Source organism: Fodinicurvata sp. EGI_FJ10296 (assembly GCF_040712075.1).
Taxonomy (GTDB): domain Bacteria; phylum Pseudomonadota; class Alphaproteobacteria; order DSM-16000; family Inquilinaceae; genus JBFCVL01.
Genome location: NZ_JBFCVL010000003.1, coordinates 153,073 through 166,923, shown reverse-complemented (window position 1 = coordinate 166,923; position 13,851 = coordinate 153,073). Strand labels below are relative to the sequence as shown.

At 62.8% G+C, this 13,851-nt stretch carries 13 protein-coding genes; 3 read left to right on the top strand and 10 right to left on the bottom strand.

Annotated features, from left to right (window positions below; translation table 11 throughout):
• Positions 1 to 3: 3 nt before the first annotated feature.
• The 10 genes from ABZ728_RS06950 to ABZ728_RS06905 form a co-directional block, all read right to left on the bottom strand.
• Entirely contained in the window at positions 4 to 831 is an 828-nt protein-coding gene (locus ABZ728_RS06950) for a hypothetical protein (RefSeq protein WP_366655348.1), read from the bottom strand.
• The gene (locus ABZ728_RS06945) at positions 828 to 1,160 is read right to left on the bottom strand and encodes a head-tail joining protein (protein ID WP_366655347.1); all 333 of its coding nucleotides are present in this window, start codon (positions 1,158 to 1,160) and stop codon (positions 828 to 830) included. The genes ABZ728_RS06950 and ABZ728_RS06945 overlap by 4 nt, the downstream gene beginning before the upstream one ends.
• The gene (locus ABZ728_RS06940) at positions 1,157 to 2,215 is read right to left on the bottom strand and encodes a major capsid protein (protein WP_366655345.1); all 1,059 of its coding nucleotides are present in this window, start codon (positions 2,213 to 2,215) and stop codon (positions 1,157 to 1,159) included. The genes ABZ728_RS06945 and ABZ728_RS06940 overlap by 4 nt, the downstream gene beginning before the upstream one ends.
• A 12-nt stretch (positions 2,216 to 2,227) precedes the next feature.
• Positions 2,228 to 2,599, bottom strand: coding sequence for a head decoration protein (locus ABZ728_RS06935; RefSeq protein WP_366655343.1), 372 nt, complete (start codon positions 2,597 to 2,599; stop codon positions 2,228 to 2,230).
• Positions 2,600 to 2,603: 4 nt separating this feature from the next.
• Positions 2,604 to 3,647: a head maturation protease, ClpP-related gene (locus tag ABZ728_RS06930; RefSeq protein ID WP_366655342.1), complete on the bottom strand. Its 1,044-nt coding sequence runs from the start codon at positions 3,645 to 3,647 to the stop codon at positions 2,604 to 2,606.
• Positions 3,631 to 5,211: a phage portal protein gene (locus tag ABZ728_RS06925; RefSeq protein ID WP_366655340.1), complete on the bottom strand. Its 1,581-nt coding sequence runs from the start codon at positions 5,209 to 5,211 to the stop codon at positions 3,631 to 3,633. Before ABZ728_RS06925 ends, ABZ728_RS06930 begins: the two co-directional genes overlap by 17 nt.
• Entirely contained in the window at positions 5,211 to 5,414 is a 204-nt protein-coding gene (locus ABZ728_RS06920) for a phage head-tail joining protein (protein ID WP_366655338.1), read from the bottom strand. Before ABZ728_RS06920 ends, ABZ728_RS06925 begins: the two co-directional genes overlap by 1 nt.
• A gap of 12 nt (positions 5,415 to 5,426) precedes the next feature.
• Positions 5,427 to 7,469, bottom strand: coding sequence for a terminase gpA endonuclease subunit (locus ABZ728_RS06915; RefSeq protein ID WP_366655336.1), 2,043 nt, complete (start codon positions 7,467 to 7,469; stop codon positions 5,427 to 5,429).
• A complete protein-coding gene (locus tag ABZ728_RS06910) occupies positions 7,417 to 8,031 on the bottom strand; it encodes a Terminase small subunit (DNA packaging protein Nu1) (protein WP_366655334.1) in 615 nt (204 codons plus the stop codon). Before ABZ728_RS06910 ends, ABZ728_RS06915 begins: the two co-directional genes overlap by 53 nt.
• Before the next feature lie 427 nt (positions 8,032 to 8,458).
• Positions 8,459 to 9,025: a hypothetical protein gene (locus ABZ728_RS06905; protein WP_366655333.1), complete on the bottom strand. Its 567-nt coding sequence runs from the start codon at positions 9,023 to 9,025 to the stop codon at positions 8,459 to 8,461.
• A gap of 435 nt (positions 9,026 to 9,460) precedes the next feature.
• Between ABZ728_RS06905 and ABZ728_RS06900 the strand changes: the two genes are divergently transcribed.
• The 3 genes from ABZ728_RS06900 to ABZ728_RS06890 all read left to right on the top strand — a co-directional run bounded on the left by ABZ728_RS06900 (position 9,461) and on the right by ABZ728_RS06890 (position 13,812).
• Positions 9,461 to 10,351, top strand: a complete 891-nt coding sequence (locus tag ABZ728_RS06900; protein WP_366655331.1) for a hypothetical protein — start codon at positions 9,461 to 9,463, stop codon at positions 10,349 to 10,351.
• Between the two features lie 159 nt (positions 10,352 to 10,510).
• Complete coding sequence (locus tag ABZ728_RS06895) at positions 10,511 to 11,800, top strand: SIR2 family protein (protein ID WP_366655329.1); 1,290 nt, start codon at positions 10,511 to 10,513, stop codon at positions 11,798 to 11,800.
• The gene (locus ABZ728_RS06890) at positions 11,797 to 13,812 is read left to right on the top strand and encodes an ATP-binding protein (RefSeq protein WP_366655328.1); all 2,016 of its coding nucleotides are present in this window, start codon (positions 11,797 to 11,799) and stop codon (positions 13,810 to 13,812) included. Before ABZ728_RS06895 ends, ABZ728_RS06890 begins: the two co-directional genes overlap by 4 nt.
• The last annotated feature ends 39 nt before the right edge of the window (positions 13,813 to 13,851 follow it).

Below are 13,851 nucleotides of genomic sequence, written 5' to 3'. Positions count from 1 at the left end.
GTCTTACTCCCCGTTCACCCAGGCATCGACGGCCGTGTAGGCGTCTTCGTGATCCGGCCCGACCTCCGGCGCGTGGCCGGCGAAGACGCCGGTCCGGCCGGGGCGGGTGGCGCTGTCCCGGTGGATCGCCGGCAGCGCGAGGATCCGGGTTTCCCGGACCAGCAGCATCGGTTCGACGGCTGTGGCGGCCTCGGCCGGCGTCAGCGCCGGCTGATCCTCGAAGGACGATCCCGGCATGAAGGACTGGCGGGCGACGAGGCGGGCCTCGATCGCGTCGCGGCGGACATGGACGGGGGCAACGCCGTTGTCGATCGCATCCCGGGCCAGCGGCGCATAGCCTTCGCCACTCGGATCATCGGCTTCCGGATCGAACACGACCGCGGCGGGTGGTAGATCGACGTCGCGGCCGGCCGTGTCCCAGTACACCGCCTCATAGCTCAGCCGGGTGCCGGCCAGCGGCGTCTGACCGTCGCCGTCGGCATCGGTCTCGACCTCGGTCAGCTGCAGCGATTCCGCCAGCTGGCCCAGTGTCGGGTCGCGGTCCAGCACCCGCTCGACCTCGGCGGCGACCGTCTCGGCCGTCGTTTCCGCATCCGCTCCGGCGGCGCCGACCTCGATGCTGATCGTGGCTTCCCATTGCCGGGCGCGGGCGGGGTCGGAGAGGTTCCGGCGGATGCGGCGCTGCGCGGCATAGATCAGGATCGTCGGCATCCGCGCTTCGAACACCGGCGTCAGCCGCCCGATATGCACTTCTTTGCCGGCGCCGGTCTGCGGTACCGGCGTCAGCAGCGCTGCCTTTACAGCGTCCAGCAGCTGGGTACGGGTGGTCATCGTCCATGATCCCGATGCAGTTTGAGCAGGGAATTGCCGGCGCCGTCGGGCTGGACGTCCATGACCAGCCAGTCCCGGCCGTCGACGGTCAGGGCATCACCGGCGACCGGCGGCCGGGGCAGATCGGCCACCCGCACGGTGAGCGCCGGCGCAGTCGTCGATATCGGCACGCCGGTGCCGGGGTCGACCGCCTGGTGGGCCTCGTCGAACACGCCCTCGATCTCGACCGCCTGGTCGGCGTCGCCGGCCGGGCGATAGGCGACCGGGTCCCCGAACGCCGCCAGCACCGCGTCCATGGCGACGTCTACTGTCCCGGCCCAGCGGCTCATGGCTTGAGGATCAGCCGGCGCAGGGCGCGCGGCCGCATGCACAGGGTCAGCGGATTGGATTGCGCCTCGATCACCGCCGCCCGGCTGGTCTGGCGTTCCGGTGGCATGAAGGCATAGACCGGCAGCCCGCGCATGTTGGTGAGGCCCATGATATCGGGCGGGCCGAACAGCATCTGGAACAGGCCCGGGACACCGGCCGGGAACAGGCGCGCTTCGTTTGCCCCGATCCCGACAGCGCCATCCTTGGTCCCGCGATAGTTCGCCCAGACGATGCCGCCGTATTCGAACCGGCTGAACGCCTTGGACTGGCCGAAGACGTCGGCGTCGCGGCCGGTATCTCGGTTGCCCCTGGCGGCGGCGACCTCCTTGTTGGCATAGATCCGATCGTAGAACTGGTCGCCGCACAGCGCCACCGGCTGCAGCCCGACCAGCGGGAAACCCTCCGTCTCGCGCGCCATGTCGCGAACGAGCTGGGTGCACTGCACCTCGAACTTGCGCTCGTCCGCCGTGAAGGTCGCGAAGTCGATCTCGACGTCGGCCAGCGGCGCAATGCCGAAGAACTGGAACCAGTCGTGCAGAACGGCACCGTCGGCATCGAGCACCATGCCCTTGATGGCGCCGAGGCGGTGGTATTCCTGAGTCAGTTCCAGCCGCGCGCGCAGTCCGAACGGACCTGAGAAGCGCTCGGTCAGCAGATCCTGGGCGGTCGGCGTGACCGGCTGGCCGGTGGACTGGGCATAGCCGATCGTGCTTTGCACCTCGTCGGCATAGACCGACGCTTCCAGCGACAGGCGGCGCACGCTTTCCTTGCGCATGGTGCCCTTGGGGTTGGCGATCTGGCCGGGCGGTGCGCCACGCTCGCTGGTCTGGACGATGGATAGCGCGCCGCCCTGGCTATGGATGGCGATGTCGGTGGTGCGCACGCCGTCGACCGCGAACAGCCCCATCGATCCCAGCAGCTGCGGGGTGTAGGGCACGTCGTTGATCGACGCGGTCAGGGTGACGGCGGAGAACGCGTCGCCGGTGAAGATATCGGGCAGTTGGTATTGCGGCATGGCAAGGGGTCCTTATCGGCGGGGAATCAGGCCGGCGGCGGTCAGAGCGGCCTCGGCGGCGGCTTGCTCGGCCTCGGAGATCGCGGCAGGCCATTCGAGGCAATGGGCGTTCACCTCGGCATCGCGCAGGATCACGGTCGCCGGCTGCGAGCTCTCCGACGCCTCGGCGTTGGCGTATAGAATGGCGGCTGGTGTCTCGCCGCCGTCGTCAGCACCCGGGTTGAGCGGCACGAAGGTGCCGGTGGCGGTGATCCGGCCCAGCACCGTTCCCGCCGGCAGCGGTTCGTCGGTCATCAGCTGGCCCTGGTCGCGGGAGCGATAGCCGCTCGCCTCGGAGACCAGGAACTCGCCGGTGCGCCGGCCTTCATTCAGCACGGATGGCATGGGGTTATCCTTTGATCCGGTTCATGCGGTCGAAGATGGCAGTGTGATCAAGGCGCGCCGTCGCCGGCGGCGAGCGATCGGGCGGATGGCTGTCGATCGTGGGCAGGGGATCGGTGGTCAGCCGCGCCAGCAGGGCGGTGCTGACCTCGTCCGGTGACAGGCCGCGCGCGACAGCGTCGTCGGCGAAAGTGTCGGCGATCGAGGCTGTCAGCCGGCGCGCGGCCGTGACCCGTTCCCGGATCGTCGCCGCGGCGGCCAGCCGCGCCCGGGCGGTGGCGACACTGGCGCCCTCGGACAGCAGCCGGGCGACCATGGTCGACGGTTCGCCGGCTTCGGCACACAGCTGCGCGATGGCGCCGGCATCCGCGCCCGACGCCGGGGTGCATGGGTCGGAGACTGGAGCCGACGAGCTGGGCGAGGACGCCGGGGCGGTGCCGGGGGATCGGTCGGGCGTCGCGACCGCGGCCGTCATCACGCGTTCCGGCGGCCTGGCATAAAGCCCATAGGCAAAGGCGGTCGGCTCGGGGTCGGACGCATCGTCGCCGAGAACGGAATCAGCGAAGCCGGCGGCGACGGCCTCGTCCGCCGTCATCCAGGTCTCCGCCTGCATCAGCGTGCGCATGGCATCGGCGGCCTTGCCGGTCCGGTCGGCATAAAGCTGGGCATAAGCCGCCGACAGCCGTTCCAGCCCGGCGACGGAGCGCGTGTGGTCCGCCGCTGTGCCGATGGTGACGGCCGCCGGATCGTGGATCATCATCACCGCGCCGCGCGCCATGGCGACACTGTCGCCGGCGATCGCGATCAGCGATGCCGCCGATGCCGCCACGCCTTCGACCGTTACGGCGACCTGGCCGCGATGGGCCGAGAGCGCCGCGTGGATGGCCGCGCCCTCGGTCGCCAGGCCGCCGCCGGAATTGAGCCGCACGGCAATATCGCTGTCGCGCCCGATGGTCGCCAGGGCCGCGATGACGTCGGCCGCGGCGAACCCGCCTTCCATGGCAACCGGCCCGACCAGGGCCAGTTCGTTGCCGTCAGTCAGGATCGGCATTGTCGTCTCCGTTGTTGGGGGTGTCGGGGCCGGTACTGGAGGTCGGCGTATGGGCCATGGCGCCCGCCCGGCCGCCGCCGCGCGGATAGCGGCCGTCGCTGTCGTGGACCAGGCCCAGCCGGTCGGCGCGGGCATTGTCAATGGCGATCTCGCGGTCGATCACCTCGGAGTCTTCGCCGCGATCGCTGACCACGCCGGTGCGCGAGGCAAGTCCCGCCCGCACTTCCTCGCGCTTGGCCTCCACGTCCTGGACCGGATGAATGTAGGGCCAGGCCTGCGGCGTCCATTTGACCGGCGCTGAGGCGTCGGATCCCGCCGGCGCCCGGCCCAGCGCCTGGGCGAGCAGGGCAAAGCGCTGCCAGACTGGCCGGCAGAACTGAAACACCATCAGATGGTGCTGCAGGATCTCGCAGTGGCGGCGGAATTCGTTGACCGCCGCGCGCCAGGTGCGATCGTTGATCTGGCTGAAGTCGCCGGAGAGCTGCTCGTAGAGCACGCCGGCGCCACCCGAGATCGAGCGCAGCAAATGGCGCATGAAGGGGTCGTAGTTGCTGCCGACATCGGTCGTGTCGGCAAAGCTCACTTCCTCGCCCGGCGCCAGCAGCTGCATGGTGCCAGGCTCCATGTCGATGTGAGCGCGGTCGTCGCCGGCATCGTCTTCCATGGCGACGTCGCCCCAGCTTTCCTTCAGATCCTCCACGCTCATGCCGTCGGGCATGTTGCGCCGGACAAATCCGACCAGCAGAGCCGCCGTCTTCTTCCGGGTCAGTTCGGCGCGGTTGTAGTCGGCGACGTCGCTGATCAGGTCGAGCACGCGGGAAAGTGCGGGTTCACCGCGCAACTGGCCCGGCCGCGTCGGCCAGTAGAGATGCAGCACCCGGTCGGCCGGGATCCGCTGCGGTTCGGCCGGGGCCGTGGTCATGTCTCCGTCGCCCGGGTGGCGGGGATAAAGCCAGTAGGCCGTCCGCCGCGTCGGGATGCGCGGATCGAACTCGATGCCCTGGCGGATGATCCGGTCGCCGCCCTCGAGGCGGTTGAGATGCAGCGGGCAATGTTCGGCCTCGACCAGTTGCAGGGTCAGCGGCACCGGCGCGCCGGGATCCGGGTGCAGCAACACGAAGACTTCGCCGGCCTCGGCAATGGCGCGATAGGCCTGGGCCTGCAGGCCGTAGAAATCCAGTTGCCCGGCGGCGTCAGCGGCATCGGTCCAGCGTAGCCACAGATCCTGGATCGACCCGCGCAGCTGCGGCTTGATGCCGGTACCGACGACGTTGTCGACCAGCCGGTCGAGAGCTGTCGAGGCCAATGCGTTCCGGCGCGACAGGTCGCGGGCCTGGTCGCGCAGTTGTGACAGGCCTTCGTCGGCGACGCTGTTGGGACCGGCGGCACCGGGCTGCCAGCGCCGGGCGCGGGGTCCACCGGCAGTGGTCTGATAGGACGCGGTGGCGGCCAGTCGGACCGGGGCTGTCCTGGTGGCTGCCTGAGTTGGGGTCGTCTGGGAGGGATTGAGATAGAGCTTGGTGCCCTTGATCCGGACACGGGTGCGGGCCGTGCGCGCCGTCATTACCATCCCCTCCGGTTATGGATCACGAAGGACCGGATCCGGCGTCCACGGCTGACACCGAGTTCCTTCTCGATCAGCGCCAGGGTCTGGCGCATATCGTTCAGCGATCGGTATCGGGTCACCTTGTCGCCGTGGCGAACCTCGGTCGCTCCCAGCGCCATGGCGCGCTTGAGCCTATCGCGGTCGGCATGGGTCCAGGCCATCGGGAATCTCCGTTATCGCCCCCTGATCGCCCGGCGCCCGATCCGCCGGCGGCGGGGGGTTGGCTTCGGGGCGGGCCGGGGTTGGGTTTGCGGCGGCTGAGCTTGCGGCGGAGACTGGGACGGATCGGTCGCCGGCGTCCCGGTCGCCCCGGCGTCGGGGCTCGATGATGCCGGGGCGCCATCCGTCTTGACCGCGTTGACGAAGCGCTGACTGACCGCCTGCAGGCCGCACAGCGCGACATAGGCATAGACGAAGCACACGCCGGCTTCGTGTGCGCCCTTGGGCTTGATCCATTCGGTATAGCCGTGCCGGTTGACGCTCAGCCGTTCCCGCGTCAGCTGGGTAAAGAATTCATCGTCAATCGCCCGCGAGCCCGTTGGCGGCAGTGCTGGAAAGTGAACGTGACGCGGCCCGGGATCCTCGACCGCCAGGCTGCCATAGGCCCAGTCGCGCGCGGCGTTGCCGCCGATCATGTACCAGACTCGGCCGAGCTTCGAACTCGGTTTGGTCGGCCAGATGCGGCCGCGTTCGCCCTTCTGCTCCGAGCGGCCCTTAATCGCCCAGACCCGGCGGTGACGGTGTTCGTTGGCGAACTGATAGGTCTCCGCCGTGTGGTGGCCGCCGCTGTCGATGGTGGTGGCCTCGATGCGCATCGTCCGGCCGTCGGCCCGCTGGAACCCGCGCCGCAGCAGAGCGTCCAGTTCCGCCCAGACGGCGGTCTGGCCGGGATCGCCGGCGATCACCCAATGGCCGATCAGCCAGCATTCGCTGCCGGCACCCCAGCCATAAACCGCGACCTCGATGCGCGGGTGGGTCACGCCGGCCTGGACGTCGGTGCCGGCCGTCAGCAGCCGGACCCTTGCCGGTACCTCGGCGCCGTAGTCCTCGAGGCGTTCGGTAAGCCGGTGGCTGTCCAGCGCCTTGCCGTGGACGGCCTTATAGGGCTTGCCCAGCCGCAGGTTGACGAAGGGTTGGACCAGGGTGGCCGGATCTTCCAGCGCGTCGAGCCATTCCTGAACGATGACCCGCCAGGCCGCGTTCGGGTTGAGCGACATGCCGGTCCAAAGGTGGAATCCGACATGGTCCGGCGTGCGCGGCGTCGCGGTCGGCCGCCACTCGCCCTGGGCGTCCATCCAGACCTTGTGGCGTTCCTCGATGATGCAGCCGCACGTGCCCACATACCAGACGTCGTTCAGCTTGCCGTCCTCGGTCAGCCGCCATTTGAGACCGTGAACCTGATCGGGGCCGCCCCAGTCGAGATATTGCATCTCGCCGCATTGCGGGCAGGGCACGAAATAGCGGCGCTGGTCACTCTGATGCCAGAGCTTCCAGATGCGCGAGGTTTCCTCGATCAGCGGCGTCGAGCCGCGCACCTGTTTGCGGTTCCAGAACGTCTCGCCGCGTGTCCAGAACAGGGTCAGCTTGTCGCCCTGGGTATTGGCGCCGGGCGTCCAGCCGTCGCCGTCGACCTCGTCGGCGAATTGAAACCGCGCCGAATAGCGCCGGAAGGCATCGTCGGAGGCCGCCCCGACCGTCCGGACCAGGGCGCCGTTGGCCAGCTGGTGAAACGTCGCCTTGTCCGGCTTCTCGCCCTTGCGCCCCGGCCGCTGCAGCCGGGCCAGAACCGGCGTCTCGCGCAGCATCGGCGCGATCTCCGAGCCGCCGAAATCCTCCGCGTCGGGAATGGTCGGCTGCGCGACGGCGCACAGCGCGACTTCCTGGTGCAGGTGATAGCCGATCGCCAGCGTCGCGCAGCGGGTATAGCCGACCCGGGCTGCCTTCAGCACCGTCACCAGCGGGATCGACGGGTCGCACATCGCATCGACCAGGCCGCGCTGATAGCCGTAGAGCGTGACCGGCCCGTGTTCCGCGCCGGTGCCCTTGGGGATGACGCCGTAACGGTCGGCCCATTCCGACCCGCTGAGCCGTTCACGGTACCGGAGCGCGGTGTCGAACAGCTGGCGGATGTGCCGGCGCAGGCTGTGGCGCCCGCGCTGGTAATCACCCCGACGGTGGCGTCCGATCCGTTCCGCCGCCGTTCCCGTGTGCGTCATCGGTCGTCTCCGGGTCCCCGTCCTCCGTTGCGGCGAGGGCCCATTGTTCCGCCAGTTCGGCCTCGGCTGTGTTGAAGGCGCGGTTCAGCTCGCCCAGTACCAGGTCCTGGATCTCCGGGGCGCTTTCCATGGTGACGGTGCGAGAGGCGATCTTGGCCGCGGCGTTGGAGAGCCCGGCGCGCAGGCCGGCGCAGAAGGTCGCGATATCGGCCTCGGCGTCGCCGCGGTCGACGACCTGGTCAAGGGCCTGATCGGCCTCGACCTCGGCCGTGATCGCCTGGGCGACAGCGCGGCGGCGGTCGGCCTCGTCCCGGCTGATCCGATCGGACCCGCTGTCATAGCCCGACAGCGCATCCTCGACCGCGGTCCGGATCCGCCATTCGACGACGTCGGCAACGCAGATCGCCCATTCGATGCCCTGGGAGCGATCGGCCTCGGTGACCACCGGGCAGCCCTGCTTGATCCACTGGGCCAGCGTATTGCGGTGCAGGCCCAGGATCGCGGCGGCGTTGACCAGGCTTTCGGTGCGTTTGCCACTGGCGCGTCTGGTCCTGCCGGCCAATTGTGCACCCCTTTTGCCGTAACAGACTGAAACAGAACGGTTTTTGCCGGGCATGGGTGCCACGCCGGAATCGGCCGATTGTGCATCCCCTTGGGTGTTAATCCATTGAAATCGCTTATCAATCGGCCGGGGATGCTGACGCTGCCTCGAGTTCCAGAATCTTCAAACCACCGGAAGGCCGCGCGGCGGCACCGCATTGGATTCCGGGCCCCCAGGGACCCCCAAATGACCCCCCTCCGGCGGGCCTCAGAGGGGGCGGGGAGCGCCGAAATCGGGCCGTTTCAGCGTGCAAAACCCGATCGAACGGCGCGCGTCGACGCGGCCACAACGGGCCGTTGCAGCGATCAACAAGTGCATACCAATGAGCGCCGACAGCATTTCGGAGGAGCCGCGGCGGTCGCTTCGGATGCTAAACTATGATGAATGGCTATCGATCGTCGGCCGTCGCCTCGCGCAACACGCGGGCGAACACGGCCTCGCTGCGGCGCCCGGCCAACTCGGTGATCTGCTCGCGCATGCCGAACCGCTTCTTCATCCGCAGCCGGCCAGCCAGAACATAGAGCGGTTCCAGGCCGCCGGGCTTGGTCTGCCACAGCATGCCGTCGCGCTCGAACACGTCGGACCGGTCCTTCATGCGTTCCGCCGACAGCGACCGCGGAATCGGTCGTCGCCGGTGCAAGGTCGCCAGCCGCCCGGCCGGGATGGGCCGCACATTCTCCGTCTTGGTGCCGCCGGTCTCCTGCTCGACCATGAACCGGTCGCGGGAATAGACGGTCGAGGTTAGCGACTGCTTGGTGGCGAACACGAATCGCACACCCTGGATCACCCAGGGCCGGCGGATGTTGAACCGTTGCGGCAGCGACTCCCGCACCGCGTCCCGCCCCTCGCGGGCCAGCAGCGTCATTGCGCGGGCCATCGCGAATGGCACATGCCGACGCTGGTGCCGCCGCAGCCGGTTGATCTGCCGGGTGATGTCGTCGGTGATGACCAGCATGGCGAATCAGCCCTGAAACGAAAAAGGGCGCCGCCCGGCTGGGTGCGCCCTCGAAAACGTCGCGCGAGGGGTGAAAAACCCACAGCGCCGCGACGTTATGGATGTGCTGATAACAGTCGGCTCGATCGATTGTCAAGTGGAACTGACATAGTTTCCGAGATAGTTCCTGAATTGCAATGAGGCGTCGGCTCCCGGTGGAGGCCGAATGAACGCTCTCGCGAGCTTACGTCGTCAATGAAAAATGAACGGTACGGCTTCCGAATATCACTGGTAGAGTCTTCTGCGAGTTAGCCACCCTCTCTTTAGAACCGCTCTCATCAGCTCCTCTTTAGAACGACGAATCTGGCCGCGTACGATGGACAAGCGTTCCGAATGCGGTCATCGCTAGAGGCTGAACTGATATCGTGGTATGGGCTAAAAACATGGAGAATTTATATGTCAGACAGTGCAAACGACGATACACCATCGGAAAGCCGTCACGTTGCTTATGAAGCGTGCATTGTTAGCTTTATCGATGTGCTGGGCTTTCGTGACATTATTGACACGCGACCGGCGGCGGAAGTTCACAATATTCTGCTGCGTCTCGAACGCTTTACCCGGCCGGAGTCGGAGCCGCCGCCGCGGTCATCGGATGAGATTCGCCTTCATAGCCGAGCGTTCGCGTTTTCAGTCTCTGACGCCGTCGTGAGGGCTCGCCCCTATCATACGCAATCTTGTGACGGTGCCTTCTTTTGGGAACTATATGACTTGCTCCACGCTCAAATTTCACTGGTGAGCAGCAACGTCCTTATCCGCGGTGGCGTAACGGTGGGAAATGCACATGTTGGCTTGCGGGGTGAAGGGCCAATGTTTGGCCCAGCAATGATCCGAGCTTATGACATCGAGAGTAAGGAATCTATCTATCCGAGAATTGTTATTGACAGCCATGCTTTAGAGCAATATCGAAATGATCCGTACTTACGCAACGAAGATAATGATGTAGAAGAGGATATAGAGGCCATAAATAGCTTCATAACGTCTGGAGACGATGGGACTCTATTCTTGGATTACATAAGGGCTAGCCGAAGTGAATACGACGATTATGAATCCTATTTCGGCTTCCTGTCACAGCATTCTGCGTTGATTCGCGCTGGACTATCTCAGGAACGCGACCTGCGTACACGACGAAAATACGTGTGGCTGGCACGCTATCATGATCGCTGCGTCCGTGAACTCATAGCCAAAGCAGCAGCCTCGGGCGCAAGAGGTTTACAGAATGAAGAGGGTCTTGAGATTGACGTACAAGCTTATCTTCGTAATATTCTCGTTTCCGATTCGGAATTGTAATGTATATGTTTGCAGAAAAATGTAACTCACTTCTTTTACCAACACTGTAAACTGTGATTTATACAATTCCAGTTTCCGAAAGGATTAGAAACATTCGTCGATTATAGGTGGATCAATAATGAGATGTATTAATAAATATATTAAAGATTGGGCGCGTAAATGATTGCGAAAACGGTCGATCAGGAACTGCCGCAGCGCACGTTCAAATTTATTCGAGGTGGCGATAGTGATGGTTCAGAATACGGATGGCCAACCGGTGCAGAAAAGGCGCGCCAAGCGCTGGCCGAGGCGCTGAATGCAAAGAACGTAGCCTTTCTTTTGGGCGCGGGATGTTCGTCATATCGGGTTGGAGGACTGGAAGTCGGCGTGCCAACTATGGCACCCCTTGCAAAAGAGTTCACGAAAGTACGCGAAGCGGGCGATTCAGAATTTCCGACCGCCGCCGAACGCGAACTGCTTCTCCGCAGTTTTGGAATTGAAATTGGCGCCGAAGAGTATTCGCAGAACCTTGAAAGGTTGATGGAACTTCTCTTCAGCTTGCGCTTCGCCCTCAAGCGAAGCTCGCTCAGCGAGGCAAGGGGCCAACTTTGGGTCATTAATTCTGTAATCAGCAAGGTTCAGAGATTCGTCTGGGGAAAATGCACGAACGTAGAGTTAGCCAGCGCCAACAACTCCGTTATGGGTCTCTATGAGTCGTTCTATCGAAAGCTCGTTCTTCGGGATCGATCGTTGCCGAGGCCATGGGTTTTCACGACAAATTACGATTTGTTCAACGAGACGGCCATGGACCGGCTCGGGTTGCCTTATGCGAACGGCTTTTCCGGCGTAGTGGAAAGACGTTTCAATCCCTCAACATTTCGATATGCATTGGCCGAACAGCTCGATCTGACGAGCCGAAAGTGGTCAGCGGTCGATGGGTTTGTTTATCTCTGCAAGCTCCACGGCTCGGTTAGTTGGACTGAGGACGATCACGGGCTGTTTCCGATCCGCGAAGCAGCGGTAACGCAAGATCCCGGAAAGGTGATGATCTATCCGACACCTGCAAAACAGAACTCCGCTTTGGGATCTCCTTATGCCGATCTGTTCCGAGAGTTCCAGTCACGCATCGTACGTGAACAGAGCGTGCTTTTCACCATGGGTTATGGTTTCGGCGATGAGCATATTAACAACATTATCTATCAGGGTCTGACGATTCCGACGTTTCGTCTGGTCATCTTTGCTGATCCAATGGCCCAGGGTGAAATTGCCAAGCTTCGTGAGCTTGATGATCCGAGGATCTGGATCATCGGAGGTGATGGCCCGGAAGAAGACCGGAAGGCCCATTATTTCGATACAATCGTCGAAGAATTCCTGCCCCAGCGACCGAGTGAGCGCATTGATGATGCCGTGAAAAGGGTGATGGATGCGATGTCGCCAAGAAGAGAAGCTAAGAAGGGAGGCGACGAATGAGCCGGGACAATCAGAAGCGTGCAATCGGCAAAATCATCTCTGTCGCAGCCGACAGGTTGGTCGTTGAAATGCATGCGGGCACGGATAATTTCACAGTCGTAGGGTTCGACGATGTGCATTACGTCGCGCGGCTCGGATCTTTTCTAATGGTGCCCGTCCAGGCGGAATATGTCGTGGTCGAGGTGACTGGGTTGCGCGAACGTGACGTAGGCGGTCCCAGCAATGCTGACGGCGATTTGGACAAGGCAGCCTCGGCAAAATATCTCGATGTCGTTCCCGTTGGAATGTTGCCGCAGGACGAGAATGAGAGGTTTCGATTCGGCGTCTCTGTCTTTCCGTCGCTCTACGCGGATGCGCTTTACGCACTTGACGCAGAATTAGATAGGGTGTTTGAGACGGACGCCCCTATCGAGCCAGCGCCGAAAATGGGAGGAATTCCGCCCACACCGCTGGAGGCGACGCGCTATAGAGCGTTGACGATTGGCACCTCGGTTGTCTTTGACGGATACGACGTGAAGGTCCGGATCGACGATTTTTTTGGTGGCCATTCAGCAGTTCTAGGCAACACCGGCAGTGGCAAGTCCTGTACTGTAGCCTCCATACTGCAGTCGATATTCGAGAAGCCTGATGAGCATCTTGCCCGTGGCGCGACCTTTGTAGTCTTTGATGTCAATGGGGAATATTCACAGGCGCTATCGCCTTTGGCCAATGAACATGGAATTGGGGTGGCCAGATTGGTTCTTGATGGATCGGCAGCCGAGGACCGGTTCCGGCTGCCTCACTGGTTCTTGGATCAATCCGAATGGGAACTACTGCTCAAGGCAAGCGAGCGGACTCAAGTGCCGATACTGCGAACAGCACTCGGGCTGGCGACATTGTTTTCTAACAAGAGCTCTGGTGAGCTGGAGGACCTCAAGAATCATATTCTGGCAACCTGTCTCAGCCAGATACTTCGCGAAGAATCAGGGAGTCCATCTAAGCATGATCGTATGGTCGGACTGTTAAATCGATTCAGCACGCGGGATATAAACAATAAAAGAATAGAGAATTTTATCAGGATAGACTGGGGAAAGCTGATTGATCCTCAAGGTTTAATCGAATTTCTTACAGGTGGGTCAGGTGGAGGAGGGTTTCTGATAGAAGGATTGAAGCTACCCAATTACGACAATTCGCCATTCGATTTCGCTGTTTTAGGTGAAGCGCTCGATTTGGCGATTCTCTATGAAGAGGCGCATGGAAATCGGCAAATTCGTGACTACTGCTCTCAGATGTTAACAAGGTTTAAGTCTCTCGAAGAACGTCCTGAGTACGAATTTTTGCGGCACGGTGTGCGAGGTGAAAGCGAGACCAAGTCTATCGATGTATTCTTGGAAAAATTGCTCGGACTGAACCGCCATGGCCACATGTGGTCTAAATGCTGTCAGATAATTATCGTTGATATGAATTCCGTCGAAGACGAAGTTGTAGAATTAGTGGGGTCCGTACTGGCTCGTATGATTTTTCAATTGCTCCGGCGGGCGGAGCCACGAAGCCGCTTTCCCGTCCATCTTCTCCTTGAGGAAGCGCATCGATATATTGCAGAGACTCCTTCTCGCTATTCCATAGACGCTACCCGCATCTATGAACGTATTGCGAAGGAAGGCCGCAAGTACGGGCTGTTTTTGCTCGTCGCATCCCAAAGACCGAGCGAGCTCTCGAAGACGGTTCTGTCGCAGTGCTCGAACTTCGTCATTCATCGTATCCAGAATCCGGACGATCTTTCACAGATTCGCCAGATGACGCCTTTCATTTCTGATTCGGTCTTGAAGCGCTTGCCGTCCCTACCGAAGCAGCATGCACTTGTTTTTGGGACGTCGGTCAATTTGCCAACGACGTTTTGCGTCCGTGAAGCGAGCCCTCTGCCAATGAGTGATGACGCAAGAATTCGCGATCTCTGGTTTCACGAAGGGGGGCGCCCTGCGCATATACAACTGCCCGGTCAAGCGCGCGCGGACGAATTGGAATTTGAATAGCAGGATGGCCATGCCGCGGCGTCTGGCCTTGCGACGTTA